The following is a 15,314-nucleotide window of genomic DNA, read 5'->3' as shown; positions in this document are numbered from 1 at the left end:
GGGTCGGGGGAGTCCGGTGCCGACGGGTCGCCGCTCGCGGCGGGCAGCGCGTACGCCGCCGTGGACGTGCCCTCCGTGCCGAGCGCCGGGTTCTTCGCCTCCTTCGCCGTCACGCCGGGGTCGACCAGGTTGACCTCAAGTCCCTTGGGCAGTCCGGTCGTCGACGTGCCGTCGGCCGCGACGACCCGTACCTCGACGCCGTCCGAGGGGCCGACCCAGAGCGGCTCGGACGCGCCGCGCATGCCGGGCTCCACGTCCTCCTGCACATGCGGGTCGAGGCCCAGCGGCTGCCAGTCCGTCCAGGCGCGGTCGGCCAGCGCGCGGGTGCGTACCTGGGCGGTGCCGTCGACGGTCGTGCGCGGGCCCTGCCAGGAGACGCCGAGCAGGGAGAACGGCTCGGTGCTCGTGCGCGGCAGCTCCCGCTTCCCGGTGCCCGCCGGCCGCAGCGCGATGTCGTGCACCTCGGCCGGCCGCTTCGTACGGGACAGGCCGTCGCCGGAGTCCTGCGGGTCGGGTCCCGCCACCGCGTACGTGGCGACTCCCGTGCCACCGATGACCACCGCGCCGAGCGTCACCCAGACACGTCGGCGCAGGGATATCGGTCTGTACCGTCTTGCTCCTCTTGGGCTCAAATGCCCCACTCCTCAGGGAAGTTGCACGCCTGTGTGCGTGCGCAGTGCGCGCGTGAGCGCGTGCGTAACGAGGAGGTACGACTGTTTGTTCGGGTAGATGGTTGTACGTCCGCGGAAGAGAATTTCGCGGTGACTTGTCTGGGTCTCGGACCCCGCATGCGCAGGGGAGAAAGGCGCCGAGATCTGGCCGGGAATCGCCGTCCTGGAACGTCCTGGAACGGACTGGAGCGGGCGGGGGCCGGGCGCCAGCGATCGGCCGAGGCCGCCACCCCCCACAGGAGAGGCCCCGGCCGTCGCACGGCACGGGCCGCACAGGCCCGTACTCTCTTCAGCGCCACCGCTGCGTTTTGTGTCACACCGCTCTGTGTCACCCTGTCGTTGCGGGTTGTACAAACATGGACGTGGGGCCGGTTCACGCCGTAGCGTCTGGTTCCTGCTGGGCTGCGACACAGGCAGGATGAGGGAGTTGTTGGGGGACGACGCGGAGCTGACCGCCGCGGTGCTTGCGGCACAGGACGGTGACGAGACCGCGTTCCGGACTGTGTACCGCGCCGTGCACCCACGGCTGCTCGGATACATACGGACGCTTGTGGGCGACCCCGACGCCGAGGATGTCGCCTCGGAGTCGTGGCTGCAGATCGCCCGCGACCTCGACCGTTTCGAAGGCGACGCCGACCGCTTCCGCGGCTGGGCCGCACGCATAGCCCGCAACCGCGCCCTGGACCACATACGGATGCGCGGCCGCCGCCCCGCGACCGGCGGCGACGAGAGCGAACTCACCGGGAAGCCCGCCGACGCGGACACCGCGGGCGAGGCCATGGAGGCCCTGGCCACCGGCGACACCCTCGCCCTGATCGCCCAGCTCCCGCAGGACCAGGCCGAGGCCGTGGTGCTCCGCGTGGTCGTCGGGCTCGACGCGAAGAGTGCGGCGGAAACCCTCGGCAAGCGGCCAGGAGCGGTACGCACGGCCGCGCACCGGGGTCTGAAGAAGCTCGCCGAACTGCTCGGGGAGGGCGCCGCCGACGGGCTCGGCGCGGTGCCCCCGCAGCCCGGCCGAGGTCGCGCGGCTTCGTCACCCATGTTTCCAGCAGGTGTGACGGAATCGCGTGCGCGGACGCAGAAGGACATGTGATGGCCGACGAGCAGTACCACTGGCTTGATGGGGACGCGGCGGAGCGTTTGCTCCGTGGCGAGCCCCTCGACGCCGTCGACGATCACGCACGGGCCGAGGCCGACCGCCTCTCGGCGGCGCTCGGAGCGGTCCGTTGCACGCACCCGCACGAACGGCCCGAAGAAGCCCGCCAGCACGGTGAACTGCCTGGTGAGGCGGGTGCGTTGGCCGCTTTCCGGGCTGCGCGCGCCGCACATGCCACGCGTGTAGACGAGGCGGCGGCGTCGTCCGCTTTCGGCTCCGCCGGGGCGGTCCGTGGTCCCGGTTCCGTGCGAGGTTCCGGTCCCGCCCGTGGTTCCGGTTCCGGCCCCGCGCGTGGTTCCGGTTCTGGTCCCGCCCGTGGTTCCGGCTCCGTGCTGGGGGACAGCGGTTCCGTACGTATCGGCGCTGACGCCGCGCGCTCGCGCACCCGCTGGGGAAGACCCGTGCGGTACGGCCTCGCCGCGGCCCTCGCCGCCTGCACCCTCGGCGGTGTCGCCATGGCGGGCGCGGGTGTGATCCCCACTCCCTTCGGCGGCCGGGACGAGCCCGGCCCCGGCGCCTCCGTGTCGGCGGACCCCAGGTCACCCGACGCGCTGCTCTCGCCCACGCCGAGCACGTCCGAGTCGGGCCCCGGCACCGCGGGTTCCGGTTCGGCGACGCCCGACGGTCACGCCTCGCCCGGCTCCGGGCACCCCTCGCAGGGCGGCACCGGACCCTCGGCCGGGCCGGGCGGGGGCGACCCCGCACCGGCGGACTCGGGCCGGCCGCGCGACGAGCGCGAGGAGTGGTACGCCCGGGTGGTCACCAACTGCCGCGACTATCTCGACGGCAAGCCGATGGACCCGGAGAAGAAGCGCCGTATCGAAGAGGCCGCCAAGGGGCCCGAGGGCGTCAAGCAGTTCTGCACCAAGGTCGTCGAGGGGGAGGGGAGCGGCGGTTCGGGCGACGACGGCCGGGACGGCTCCGGCTCCGACTCCGGCTCCGGCTCCGGCTCCGGCTCCGGCGATTCGGACCGTGACGACTCCGGCTCCGGCTCGGGCTCGGGCTCCGGTGACTCCGACGGCGACCAGAGCGACGGCTCGGGCGGCAACCAGCCCGAGGGCAACGGCGGCACCGGCACGGTCGTCAGCCCCACCTCGGCCGCTCCCGGCACCGCGTCCACCTCCGCCGCACCGGCCGTCACGGCCACCACCACGGACTCGGTCGACGGCTCCGGAGAGTCGTGATCACTCCGTGACCAGCGGGGTGTGACAGTTTTCGGACCGGTGGCGCAGTAATAAGTGAGCCGACTGGTCATCGGCCGCGCACGGAGCCGGGGTTCCCCCCGTACCCCACGGCTCCAGCGCAACAGGCGGGGGTGGGACACGTTCCCCCGGTCCCACCCCCGCCCTCCTTCTCCTGGGGCGCCGCCGCTTCGGCCGTCACCGTCACCGGTACACGACGTCACCAGTACACGACGACCTTGTCGCCCTTTCGCACCTGCGCGTAGAGCGCGGCGATCTTCTTCTCGTCCCGGACGTTCACGCAGCCGTGCGAGGTGCCCGTGTACCCGCGCGCCGCGAAGTCCGCCGAGTAGTGCACCGCCTGGCCGCCGCTGAAGAACATCGCGTACGGCATCGGGGTGTCGTACAGCGTCGACACGTGGTGGCGGGACTTCCAGTACACCCGGAACGTGCCCTCGCGCGTGGGGGTGTACTGCGAGCCGAAGCGCACGTCGACCGTCGACACGACCCGCCCGTCGATCAGCCAACTGAGCGTGCGGCTCTGCTTGCTGATGCACAGCACCCGGCCGGTTCTGCAGCGCGCGTCCGGCTTCGCGCGCGGCTGGTCCCCGGCCGCGTACAGCTCGAAGTGGCCCGGCTTCCTCGTCATGCCGAGCAGCCGCTGCCAGGTCACGGTGTCGGTCCTGCCGGTGCGTGGCAGGCCCCGCTTGCCCTGGAAACCGTCGACCGCCTCGGCCGTCGCGCGGTCGTACGTGCCCGTCGGGTACCGGAACAGCCAGCCGATCTGCCGCAGCCGCGCCTGCAACTCCCGCACCTTGAGGCCCTGCTCGCCGGGCCGCAGCACAAGCGGGGCGGCGGGTATCTCGGGCGCAGTGGGCTGTTCCTGCTCCTGCTTCCGCTGCTGTTTCTGCTCGTGGCCGGGCGCTGGGGACTGTGAACGGCCCGGTGGCTTCCCGTCCGTGTCCGTGCCCGTGCTGATGCCGGGTCCGGTGGCCTGCACCTTGCACCCGGAGAGCAGTGCGGCGGCCACGACGGCCACGGTGACCGCCGGTGCCGCCACGGCCCGGCCGCGTATGCCGTACGTACGACGCATCGGTCCCCCCGCTGTTGACGCTCGCCCCAGGAGAGGGTGCCCGCGCAGGACGGGGAGTGAACCGCTCCGGATACCTTTCGCGGACGGTGGCGTCCGCTATCCGGAATGCGGTGGGGCGGGTACGGGGGCGCGTGCGACACTCCGGGAATGTTCGGCGTCATAGACCTCCCCACGTACCTCGCGGGCCTGGCCCTGATCATCCTGCTGCCCGGCCCGAACTCCCTGTACGTCCTCTCGGTCGCCGCCCGCCGCGGTGTGCGCACCGGGTACCGGGCGGCGGCCGGCGTCTGGTGCGGGGACACGGTGCTCATGACCCTCTCCGCGGCCGGCGTCGCCTCGCTGCTGCAGGCCAACGCGCTGCTTTTCGGGATCGTGAAGTACGTCGGCGCCGGCTACCTGACCTGGATGGCGGTCGGCTTGCTGCGCGCCGCCTGGGCGATGTGGCGCAGCCGCCGCGAGGAGCGGGCCGGGGACGAGGAGCGGGCCGAGGGCGCCGACGAACGGCCGTTCCGCCGGGCCTTCGTGATCAGCCTGCTCAACCCGAAGGCGATCCTGTTCTTCATCGCCTTCTTCGTGCAGTTCGTCGACCCGGCGTACGCCTACCCGGCGCTCTCCTTCGTCGTACTCGGCGCCTTCGCCCAGCTCGCCTCGGTGCTGTACCTCTCGGCCCTGATCTTCAGCGGCATGAAGCTCGCCAACGCCTTCCGCCGCCGCAAGCGCCTCTCGGCGACGGCCACTTCGGCGGCGGGCGCACTGTTCCTGGGCTTCGCGGCGAAGCTTTCGCTTGCCAGCGCGGGGGCCTGACCCTCACCGCCCGGTGAGCTTCCGCCGTATCAACGGCGTGGCCCACTCCTCCACGTACCGGTTCAAGAGCTGCGCAAGCGCCAGCATCGCCGTGATCGTCAGGGTGAACGTCGCCCACGACGGCAGGCCCAGGCCGCGGTGCAGGGCGGTGACCGAGACCCAGCCCAGGTGTTCGTGGACCAGGTAGAACGGGTACGTCAGCGCGCCCGCCGTGGTCAGCCAGCGCCAGTTGACGCGGTTCAGCCAGCCGAGGGCGATGGCCGCGACCGCCACGTATCCGAGCGTGACGACCGCGACGATCGCGAGCGACGAGCGGTACGAGAAGAAGTCCGGGTTCGGCGCGTGCCACAGGCGGTCCACCGCGTAGTGCTGGCCGATCAGCCAGCTCACGCCGACGATGCCCCAGGCCGTGATGTCCTTCCGGTCCCGGTGCACCAGATACAGGCCGATGCCGCCGATGAAGTACGGGGCGTACTCCGGCATCAGGACCACGTCGAGGAGCGGCCAGTTCGCCGCCTCCGCGACCGCCGCCGCGAGCGTCCAGACCGCGCAGAACAGCACCACGCGCTGCCGGTTCGCGCCCGGCAGGACCACGCACAGCGCGAACAGGGCGTAGAAGCGCAGCTCCGCCCAGAGCGTCCAGCACACCCCGAGCACCCGGTCCACGCCGAGCGGCTGCTGCAGCATCGTCAGGTTGACCAGGGCGTCGCTGGGCGAGACCGCCGCGTACGTCACAGCGGGCAGCGCGAAGACCGCCGTGACCAGGACGATCGCCACCCAGTACGAGGGGAAGAGGCGCGAGACGCGGGAGGCGAAGAAGGAGCGCAGCGGGCGGCCCCAGCCGCTCATGCAGATCACGAAGCCGCTGATCACGAAGAAGATCTGCACGCCGAGACAGCCGTACGCGAACCACTCGTGCGCCGTGGGGAACTGGACGTTCGGCGAGCTGCCCCAGGCCTCGCCGATCTCCCCGTCCCGGCCGCCGTAGTGGTACGCGGCGACCATCAGGGCGGCGATCAGCCGGAGCCCGTCCAGGGCGCGCAGGCGGATGACCCGGCGGGCGGCCGGGGCAGCCGTGGGCTGCGCGACGACGGCGGTGGGGGCCGGGAGCGAGGTCGAGGGCGGCGCGCTCATCCGAGGGCTGCCCGCTTGACCGCACGCGCCCGGCGGGCCACCCGCCGTACCGTCGCGTTGCGCGGGATGAAGTCCAGCTGGCTGGGGATCGCGCCGGGCAGGGCGAGCGCGGTGAGCCGGCGGCGCTTGAAGTAGCGCCAGGTGTGCGCGGTGAGGCGGCGCGACAGATACGTCTCGGCGGCGGCCCGCAGCTCCGGGTAGATCTGCGGCTGCATCGCGAAGCCGACCGTCTTGACGAGTCCGTCCAGGTCGGCGGTCTCCTGGTGCTGCGCGGTCACCGCGGCCCGGTCGGTCAGCTCGGGCACCGTCGCGTCGACGATGGTGACGGGCACCCGGTTGCTGTTCTGGTACGGGGCGAGCCGTTCGAGCAGGACGTCCGTGCCGACCCGCGCGACCGGCAGGTCGTAGAGCGCGGACGCGGTGAGCAGCGCCGTGGAGAAGCAGCCGACGACGAGGGCGGGCCGCATCCGCTGGTAGAGGACCTCGGCGAGCACCGGCTCGTCCAGGACGGTCAGTTCGGCGCCGAGCTTCTCCGCCTCCTGCTCCAGGAGTCTCGACCAGCGTGCCGGGGCCGTCGGGTGCGGCTTGAACACCACGCGCTCGTGGCCGAGTTCGAGCGCGCCCTTCAGCATCCGGACGTGCAGCTGCTCCTCCTCCTCGGCGGTGAGGATGTCGAGCGCCGAGAGGTACTGGCCGAGCAGCAGCGCCGGCTGACCGGACGGCAGCTCCAAGTCCGGTCCCGCGTCGGCCAGTTCGGCAAGCACCTTGGTGAAGATGTCGCCGGGCACGATCTCCGGCTCCACGCCGAACTCGGTGAGGAGCAGCGGCTTCAGGCCCGGCACCAGGTCGAGGTGGAGCAGCCGGTCGATCCGGGTGCCGACCAGCGGGTCCAGCTTGTTGCGGGTGGGGCCGTAACTCATCAGGCCGTCCGCGTACACGTCCACGGGCGCGCCGGTGAAGATCTGGGTGACCGCGAGCGCCGGGTTGACCTGGATCGACTCGACGGCCAGGTGCACGTCGTCGTCGCCGAGGTCCCACAGCATCCGCAGGTACCGCTCCCACAGCGGGATGTCGTCGGCGCGCGGGGCCCAGCCGCCGGGGTGGAACGGGGAGATGGCCTCGTTCCAGGAGATCACCCCGTCGAACCGGCCGCGCAGCTGCTCGAAGCCGGGCATGGCGTCGAGGGCCGGTGTGGTCTCCGGGTTGGCGGCGTTGTTGCTGATGAGGAGCAGGCGCCGGGCGGCCGGCGGGAAGCGGTCCGCGTCAAGGGCGGCCGCGAGGGTGGCCGCGCCGTACAGCGTGGACGCGAAGAAGATCTGGGTGGTCCGGCGCTTCCCGGACCCGGCACGGGTCGTGGCCATCACGCGGCCACCTCCGCGGAGACCGGACGGCGCCGCAGCCGCCGCAGCCGGGTCGCGCGCTTGACGTCCATGGAGTCGAGAGCGTCGTCGAGTACGTCCTGCGGCATCCGCTTCAGTGCCGCGGCGCTCAGCGAGCGCAGCTTTCGGGCCACGGGTGGTTCAAACCTTTCGATGGATCCCAGGTGATGGGAAATAATCGCGCAGTACGTGCGCACCGCTTTCGGTAGCAATTCCGCCGCGTCCCGGTCCTGTGCGGTTTCCCGTACGACCTGGTCGAATGCCCGAATGAAATCGAGCTGCCGGACATCTCCGATCTGGGTCAGGGAAGAGGCCACGCCGCGTCGGTAGTAGACGCCGAGGTGGCCGAGAACGGCCATGGATTCGGCCTCGCGGTGCAGCCGCCAGATCCACGGCCGGTCCTCCGCGGTGCGCAGCCCGTCGGTGAAGTGGAGCAGGCCCTTGTCGGCGAGCCGGCGGTGGTACATACCGGCCCAGGCGTACGCGTAGTCCACCGAGGTGGAGCGGTCGGCGGGCAGGATCGCGGCGCGCGGGTCGAGCACCACGCCGCGCCTGCCGTGCGGCACCCGGTGCACGCTGCGGGCCCGCGCCGTGCACTGGACGTGATCGGTGCGGACGAAGTCGCAGCCCAACTCCTCCATGGAGGCGAGGAGTTGGGGGTAGTACCCGGGGGCGAGCCAGTCGTCGCCGTCCAGGAACGTGAGGTACTCGCCGCTCGCGGCGTCGAGGCCGGTGTTCCGCGCCGTCGCCAGACCGCCGTTCACCTCATGTCGGACATATCTGACCTGCGCGACGTCCGAGAGTTCGCGCTCGGCCCGCCGCAGGATCTCCGGCGTCCCGTCGCGCGAACAGTCGTCGACGAGAATGAATTCGAAGTCGGCACGCGCGTTGTCCCTGAGAGATCTCAGGGTGTCGGGCGCGTATTGCTGCACGTTGAAGAACGGCACGATGACGGAGAGCTTAACCACGCAGGGGACGTTAGGTGTCCGAGCGCCATTCGTCTCGACCGTAAGTGGGACGGCTGGTGAACGAAGCATGGCGGAATGGTTAACCAGCCTTTCCCCGAGGCCAGTTGGCCGTTCGGCGGCCTGCTGTTAACCGTTTGTTGTATTCAGATTAGGCCGCGGCTCCGAATTCCTTCCTAGCGTCATCGACGTGCCAAGTAAGAGGAAGAAGCAGCGGGTAGCCGTACTCGCGGATTCCGACACCCGGTGGAAGTGGGGCTCGCTCACCGCGAGCCGCATAGCCGAGGGTGATCGGCAGGACATCCGCCTCGACGGCTATCTGCTCCGCGGCCGGGCGACGCCCACCCCCCGCCAGCTCGCCGAGGTGGGGGTGCGCGCCGACACGCTGCGCGAGGTCACCGCCGTCGAGTTCCTGCGGTCCATGGGAGACGCCGGCCGAGGCGGCGACGAGCCGTACGACCTGGTCGTGCTCGCCCTGGTCGGCGGCGCCGTGCAGGCCCTGCTGCACGGGCTCGGCCACGCCTGGCGGGGCCGCGAACACCGCCCCGTCGTCGCCACCGGCTACGTCGGCGTGGTCTACGAGAAGCTCGCCGACGGGCTGCTCCTGCGGCACGGCGCCGACCTCGTCCTCGCCAACTCCCGGCAGGACGCGGAACGTTTCCGCGCCGTGTACGAAGGGGTGGGCGCCGACGCCGGCTCCGTCGTGGAGTGCGCACTGCCCTTCCTCGGCGGCGAACCGTACGCGCCGGAGAAGCCGAACGACCCGTACACCGTGACGTTCGCGGCGCAGCCCTCCGTACCCGAGAGCCGCAAGGACCGCTCCTACCTCCTCGACCGGATGGTGTCGCACGCCCGGAAGCACCCGGAGCGTGAGGTGCTGATCAAGCTGCGCTCCCGGCCCGGCGAGCACACCACGCACATCGAGGAACTGCCCTACCAGAAGCTGGCGCAGAAGATACCCGGCGGACTTCCGCCCAACTGCCGCCTCGTCTATGGGCACATGGGCGAGGTCCTGGACCGCACCGACCTCCTGGTCACCGTCTCCTCGACCGCCGCCCTCGAATCCCTGCACCGCGCGATCCCCACCGCCGTCCTCACCGACCTCGGGGTGCGCGAGGCGCTCGGCAACCACCACTTCGTCGGCTCCGGCTGCCTCGCCTCCTGGGACCAGCTGGACGCCGGACACGTACCGGCCCCCGACGCGCGGTGGCTGGCCCGGCAGGGCGTCACGGTCGAGGGCGCCTACGACGCGGCCCGCGCCCGGGTCGCCGAGCTTGCCGCCCTGGACCGGATGCCGCGCCTCGACCCCTACTACACGCCCGTCACCGCGCCCGGCTACCAGCCCGGTGTGCTCGCCCGCCACCACCTCGGCCCCGACGGCGCCCCGCTGCCCGGCGCGCCCGTCGACGCGAAGGAGCCGGGCCCGGTGCGCCAGGTCGTGCGCCAGGCCGCCCGCGGCGCCTACCGGCACGGCGTGCAGCGCGTGGCCCCGGTGATCCGCCGGATGGGCGAGCTGTGACTCCCCGCCCCGCCCGCGCTTCCCGTACGGCCACCTCCCGTACTGCCCGTACGGCGACCTCCCGTACCGCCCGTACGAAGACCGCCCCCCAAGGAGACCTGCCCATGAGCAACTCGCAACCGGGACAACCGAGCCCAACTGCCGCGCCCGTGCGCCGCGTTCTCGCCGTGATCCCCGCGCGCGGCGGCTCCAAGGGCGTGCCCGCGAAGAACCTCGCCCCGGTCGCCGGTGTGCCGCTGGTCGCCCGTGCCGTACGCGAGTGCCGCGCCGCCCGGCACGTCACCGACGTGGTCGTGTCCACCGACGACCCCGCCATCGCGGCCGTCGCCCGTGAGGCCGGCGCCGAGGTGGTGCTCCGCCCCGCCGCCATCGCCGGGGACACCGCCACCTCCGAGGCCGCCGTGCTGCACGCCATGGACGCGCACGAGGCGCTGCACGGCGCGCCCGTCGACGTGGTCCTGCTCGTCCAGTGCACCAGCCCGTTCCTGACCCGCGAGGACGTGGACGGCGTCGCCGCCGCGGTCGCCGAGAAGGGCGCCGAGACCGCCCTGACCGTCGCCCCCTTCCACGGCTTCGTATGGCGGGACAGCGCGGACGAGGCGACCGGCGCCGTGGACGGGGTCATCGGCGCCCAGCGCGCGGTGGACGGCTCGACCGGCACCGCGACGGTCGTCGCCACGGACAGCGGCGGCGACGGCTACGGCGTCAACCACGACAAGTCGTTCCGGCCGCGCCGCCAGGACCGCCCCCAGGACCTTCTGGAGACCGGCGCCGCGTACGCCATGGACGCCCCCGGCTTCCGCGAGCACAAGCACCGCTTCTTCGGCCGTACGGAACTCGTCCGCACCGACCCCGCAAGGGTGTTGGAGGTCGACGACCCGCACGACCTGGCCCGCGCGCGTGCGCTCGCCCCGCTCCTCGACAGCGAGGAACTCCCGACCGCGTCCGACGTGGACGCGATCGTCATCGACTTCGACGGCACCCAGACCGACGACAAGGTGCTGATCGACTCCGAGGGACGGGAGGTCGTCGCCGTGCACCGCGGCGACGGACTCGGCATCGCGGCCCTGCGCAAGGCAGGCATCCCGCTGCTGACCCTGTCCACGGAACAGAACCCGGTGGTCGCCGCCAGGGCCCGGAAGCTCAAGATCCCGGTCCTGCACGGCATCGACCGCAAGGACCTCGCACTGAAGCAGTGGTGCGAGGAGCAGGGCATCGCGCCTGAGCGCGTGCTCTACGTCGGCAACGACGTCAACGACCTCCCGTGCTTCGGCCTCGTCGGCTGGCCCGTGGCGGTCGCGAGCGCCCACGACGTCGTGCGCGGCGCCGCACGCGCCGTCACCACCGTCCCCGGTGGCGAAGGCGCGATCCGAGAGATCGCCAGCTGGATCCTCGGCCCTTCTCTCGACTCCCTCAACAGCTAAGGAAACACCTCATGTCTGCTGCATCCCAGTCCCGCCTGCGCACCCTCGGCAACAAGACCGCGGGCCCCGGCCGCCCCGTCTACATCACCGGTGAGATCGGCATCAACCACAACGGTGACCTGGAGAACGCCTTCGCCCTGATCGACGCCGCCGCCGAAGCCGGCTGCGACGCGGTCAAGTTCCAGAAGCGCACCCCGGAGATCTGCACCCCGCGCGACCAGTGGGACATCGAGCGCGACACCCCCTGGGGCCGGATGGCGTACATCGACTACCGCCACCGCGTGGAGTTCGGCGAGGCCGAGTACCAGGCCATCGCCGACCACTGCAAGAAGCGCGGCATCGACTGGTTCGCCTCCCCGTGGGACACCGAGGCCGTCGCCTTCCTGGAGAAGTTCGACATCCCGGCCCACAAGGTCGCCTCCGCTTCCCTCACGGACGACGAGCTGCTCCGCGCCCTGCGCGCCACGGGCCGCACGATCATCCTCTCCACGGGCATGTCCACCCCGAAGCAGATCCGCCACGCGGTCGAGGTCCTCGGCTCGGACAACATCCTTCTCTGCCACGCCACTTCGACGTACCCGGCGAAGGCGGAGGAGCTGAACCTGCGCGTCATCAACACCCTGCAGGCCGAGTTCCCGAACGTCCCGATCGGCTACTCCGGCCACGAGACGGGCCTGCAGACCACGCTCGCCGCGGTCGCCCTCGGCGCCACGTTCGTCGAGCGCCACATCACCCTGGACCGCGCCATGTGGGGCTCCGACCAGGCCGCGTCCGTGGAGCCGCAGGGCCTCACCCGCCTGGTCCGCGACATCCGCACCATCGAGGCCTCCCTCGGTGACGGCGTCAAGAAGGTCTACGAGTCGGAGCTCGGCCCGATGAAGAAGCTGCGCCGCGTCGAGGGCGTCGTGGCGGCGGCGGAGTCGGCCGAGGCCGACCGCGAGCCGGTCGCGGTCTGACGCGGTCCGACGCGGAACACCACGGGATACGGAGACACCTCACGGTGATGTCCGAACACGGGCCCGACGGCGCGCCCCGGGACGCGGAGCAGGCCACGCCTGACCTCCGCGCCCCGGGCCGCCGCCGCGCCCACCCTCGTACGGGCCCTCGTCCGGGCTCGCGTCCGGGCGCTCGTACGGGCCCTCGTACGGGTTCGCGTCCAGGCTCTCGTACGGGCTCTCGTACGGGCGGCACGCTCGCGTTCGTCGAGAGCCCGGTCCAGCTCCTGAACGTCCTGGAGTGGGCCCACGCGGAGGCGGAGCGGTCGGCGGGGGCGGCCGTGGACCTGACCATCGTGGTGCTCTCCCCGCTGGACCCGATGTCCCGGGGCCAGCTCCGCCGGGTCGCCCAACTGGCCCGCGACGAGGGGCACTCGGTGCGCTGGGAGGAGGCGCGCGGCGGCGCGAGCGCCCCGGTGAAGACGATAGGCGCGCTGACGGCCGACCTCCGCCGCGCCCGCCGGGTCGTGATCGGCGACCCGTTCTCCCGCTACGTACAACTCCTCCTCACCATCACCCGCGCCCGCGACCTGGTGGTCGTCGACGACGGCACGGCCACGATGGAGTTCATCGCCCAACTCGCGCGCGGCGAACGCCTGGTGCGCTGGCACCGGCGCGGCGGCCGCCCGAGCCCACGTGACCTGGTCTTCGCCCCGTTCGCCCGCGCGGCGGTCCGCCGCCTCACCCCGGCAGGCGGCACGCGGGTCGAGGTCTTCTCGTCCATGCCGGTGAACGAGACCCCGGACGGCGTCCGCCTCACCCCCAACACCTTCGCCTGGACCCGCGCCCGCTTCGGCCCGCCCCGCCTGACGAAGGGCGCGGACCTGGTGGGCACGTCCCTGGTGGAGACGGGCGTGGTCGACCCCGCCCGCTATCTGTCGGCGGTCGCGGACCTGGCCCGCACCCACAACGCCACCCGCTACTTCGCCCACCGCCGCGAAAGCGCCGAAAAACTCCACGAGTTGACGGCACGCACAGGCCTGGAGATAGTCCGCCCCGACCTCCCCCTGGAACTCATAGCCCGCAGGGGCCCCATAGGCCGCACGATCCTCAGCTTCCCGTCGACCGTCGTCCACACGCTGCCGCTGGCGCTCGCGGGCACGGAGGTCGAGGTGGCGGTCTGCGACATCGACCCGTCCTGGCTGACGGAGAACGCGTCGCCACGGGCGGAGGGGTTCCTCTCGGGGGTCACGGGGTCGGCCCGGGATGTGCGGCGGTTGCCTTCGGCGGGGAGTGCCTGAGGCCGGGCTCCCCGTATCGGTCAGGTGGCGTTTGATACGTGAACTCACCTGCGCGGACGGCGAGTTCGGGCCCACGGAGGCGGTAGCGGGAGGGCACGGAGCCGGGCTCGATGTCAGTGGCTGATGCTGCAATTGGGGCACACACGGGTCGATGTGACCCGACTGGTGTGACCCGACTGGCGAAAGGGAGCCGAGCCGCATGACCAGCCCTCAGAACCCGGAAATCACCGCGCTGTTGCAGCGCACGGCGCACAGCATGGCCAAAGGGGCACCCGAGGGATGGCAGCGGGCGTCGATCAGCGCCCATGCCGGCCGGCACGGCGTGGGCAGTCACGGAGCGGTCAACGTTCTCGCCGACGGCAAGTCGCGCCCCGGCTCCATGCGCAACCTCGACCGTCTGAAGCGGGTTTTCGAGCTGGACGACACCGGTGCCGACGAGCTGATGATCGATCTGGTGGTGCATCCCGGCGGCGAGTTCGAGGCGGTGACCAGCCGGGCGATCGTGCAGCAGGCGTTCGGGGCGGCACCCGGAGATCCGGGTTATGTCTATGTCCTGCGGCCTGACGTCCGGCCGCCGGACGCCGGTGATCTCCACTCCGGACCCGCGGACCCCACGCAGGCGGGGGATCCCCAGGAGGCGGTGCGGCTGCTGCGGGCCACCTTGGCCAAGCGGGCCGAGATCTTCGGATCGGAGTCAGGGCCCCTGGAGAGCTTCGAAGACGTACTGCCCGCTCCCCGCGAGGCCCAGATGATCGAGGACCTCGAACAGGCCCTGAGCGTGCGGCTCCCGGACGACCTGCGGGCGCTGTACGCCGTGGCCGACGGCGACGACGGCCTCGGGATCTTCGACCGGCATCCCTGGCAGAGCCTGCGTGAGGTGGTCGCCTGGCACCAAGCGGACCGCTGGTGGGCGGTGGGCGGCACGTGGAAGCACCACACGCTCGGTTCAGCGCGCTCCGATGGTCTGCCGCAGCCCAGGGTGCGGTCCTCGGCCGACCGCCCCGGCTGGATCATCTTCGCGGAGAGCACCGGTGGTGACTTCCTGGCGGTGGACATGGACCCGGCCGAGGGCGGACGGCCGGGTCAGGTGATCCGGATCGGCCTGCACCACGACGACGGCCCCGTGTACGTCGCCGACTCGGTGACCGAACTGCTGCGGCTGCAACTGGCGGCGCTGGAGCGCGGCGACTACACGTGTGAGGTCGCCACGGAGGAGCTGTGGATCGAGGCGGGCCTGCCGGAGCACCGCGGCGACACGGCCGACACCGCCGACGGCGAGGACGACGACGGCGCGGACAGCGCAATGGACGGCGCGGGTACGGCGGCGGATACCCCCGAGACCTCCGAGACCCCCGCGACCCCTGTGCACCACATGTTTGTGACCTGCGACGCGGAGCTGGCGCTGCTGGCCGGGCACCCCACGCTCGCAGCCGTGACGGTGTGGTCGGCCGAGCCCCTCTCGCTGGCCCCGCTGCGAGACTGCCCCCGGCTGTACGGACTGGACCTGTCCGGGGCCGAGGTGCGCGATCTTGATGTGCTCGCCGAGATACCGGCCCTGCGGTACCTGTCGATGCGCCGGGAGCAGTGGCAGCAACTCACCGAAGGCGCCGGGCGGCCGGCAGACCTGGCCGCGGCCGTGCTGGCCGGCGGCGCCGCCTCGCCCGGGGAGCTGGCCGCGTGGGCGGAAGGCCTCGGCGGCAGCGACTATGACGTCCGCTTCTACGAGGGCCGGCTGCCGGAGGACGCGTAGGA

At 72.0% G+C, this 15,314-nt stretch carries 12 protein-coding genes and 1 pseudogene; 8 read left to right on the top strand and 5 right to left on the bottom strand.

Features of this window, described 5'->3' with window-relative positions:
* Window positions 1–575: pseudogene (locus GUY60_RS09810) on the bottom strand (hypothetical protein); the annotation flags it as partial.
* Between the two features lie 523 nt (window positions 576–1,098).
* On the opposite strand from GUY60_RS09810, the gene GUY60_RS09805 reads away from it, so the two are divergent.
* Together GUY60_RS09805 and GUY60_RS09800 are read left to right on the top strand one after the other, a co-directional pair.
* On the top strand, window positions 1,099–1,764 hold the full coding sequence (locus GUY60_RS09805) for an RNA polymerase sigma factor (protein WP_161695989.1): 666 nt from the start codon (window positions 1,099–1,101) through the stop codon (window positions 1,762–1,764).
* A 464-nt stretch (window positions 1,765–2,228) separates the two neighbouring features.
* The gene (locus tag GUY60_RS09800) at window positions 2,229–3,011 is read left to right on the top strand and encodes a hypothetical protein (RefSeq protein WP_161695985.1); all 783 of its coding nucleotides are present in this window, start codon (window positions 2,229–2,231) and stop codon (window positions 3,009–3,011) included.
* Window positions 3,012–3,228: 217 nt separating this feature from the next.
* On the opposite strand, the gene GUY60_RS09795 is transcribed toward GUY60_RS09800, so the two are convergent.
* Window positions 3,229–4,101 (bottom strand): L,D-transpeptidase family protein, encoded by an 873-nt coding sequence (locus GUY60_RS09795; protein ID WP_161695983.1) that lies wholly within the window; start codon window positions 4,099–4,101, stop codon window positions 3,229–3,231.
* Between the two features lie 147 nt (window positions 4,102–4,248).
* Here GUY60_RS09795 and leuE point away from each other — a divergent pair, with 147 nt between their 5' ends.
* Window positions 4,249–4,905 (top strand): leucine efflux protein LeuE, encoded by a 657-nt coding sequence (leuE, locus tag GUY60_RS09790; RefSeq protein WP_161695981.1) that lies wholly within the window; start codon window positions 4,249–4,251, stop codon window positions 4,903–4,905.
* A 3-nt stretch (window positions 4,906–4,908) separates the two neighbouring features.
* Here the strand turns inward: leuE and GUY60_RS09785 are convergent, their stop codons facing one another.
* Genes GUY60_RS09785 through GUY60_RS09775 form a run of 3 tightly spaced genes read right to left on the bottom strand, consistent with a single transcriptional unit; the run spans window position 4,909 to window position 8,386 of the window.
* A complete protein-coding gene (locus GUY60_RS09785) occupies window positions 4,909–6,039 on the bottom strand; it encodes an acyltransferase family protein (protein ID WP_161695979.1) in 1,131 nt (376 codons plus the stop codon).
* Window positions 6,036–7,400, bottom strand: coding sequence for a polysialyltransferase family glycosyltransferase (locus GUY60_RS09780; protein ID WP_161695977.1), 1,365 nt, complete (start codon window positions 7,398–7,400; stop codon window positions 6,036–6,038). Before GUY60_RS09780 ends, GUY60_RS09785 begins: the two co-directional genes overlap by 4 nt.
* Window positions 7,400–8,386, bottom strand: coding sequence for a glycosyltransferase family 2 protein (locus GUY60_RS09775; RefSeq protein WP_161695975.1), 987 nt, complete (start codon window positions 8,384–8,386; stop codon window positions 7,400–7,402). The genes GUY60_RS09780 and GUY60_RS09775 overlap by 1 nt, the downstream gene beginning before the upstream one ends.
* Before the next feature lie 187 nt (window positions 8,387–8,573).
* Here GUY60_RS09775 and GUY60_RS09770 point away from each other — a divergent pair, with 187 nt between their 5' ends.
* From GUY60_RS09770 to GUY60_RS09750, 5 genes are all read left to right on the top strand, one after another.
* Window positions 8,574–9,902 (top strand): DUF6716 putative glycosyltransferase, encoded by a 1,329-nt coding sequence (locus GUY60_RS09770; protein WP_161695973.1) that lies wholly within the window; start codon window positions 8,574–8,576, stop codon window positions 9,900–9,902.
* 104 nt (window positions 9,903–10,006) lie between these two features.
* Window positions 10,007–11,326, top strand: a complete 1,320-nt coding sequence (locus GUY60_RS09765) for an acylneuraminate cytidylyltransferase (protein ID WP_161695971.1) — start codon at window positions 10,007–10,009, stop codon at window positions 11,324–11,326.
* Between the two features lie 11 nt (window positions 11,327–11,337).
* Window positions 11,338–12,282, top strand: coding sequence for an N-acetylneuraminate synthase family protein (locus GUY60_RS09760; RefSeq protein ID WP_161695969.1), 945 nt, complete (start codon window positions 11,338–11,340; stop codon window positions 12,280–12,282).
* A 47-nt stretch (window positions 12,283–12,329) separates the two neighbouring features.
* Window positions 12,330–13,562, top strand: coding sequence for a hypothetical protein (locus GUY60_RS09755; protein ID WP_246234601.1), 1,233 nt, complete (start codon window positions 12,330–12,332; stop codon window positions 13,560–13,562).
* Window positions 13,563–13,761: 199 nt separating this feature from the next.
* Window positions 13,762–15,312, top strand: a complete 1,551-nt coding sequence (locus GUY60_RS09750) for an SMI1/KNR4 family protein (protein ID WP_161695967.1) — start codon at window positions 13,762–13,764, stop codon at window positions 15,310–15,312.
* Window positions 15,313–15,314 lie beyond the last annotated feature (2 nt).

The sequence above is a fragment of the Streptomyces boluensis genome (genome assembly GCF_009908195.1).
Classification (GTDB): domain Bacteria; phylum Actinomycetota; class Actinomycetes; order Streptomycetales; family Streptomycetaceae; genus Streptomyces; species Streptomyces boluensis.
This window is presented reverse-complemented; position numbering and strand designations above follow the sequence as displayed.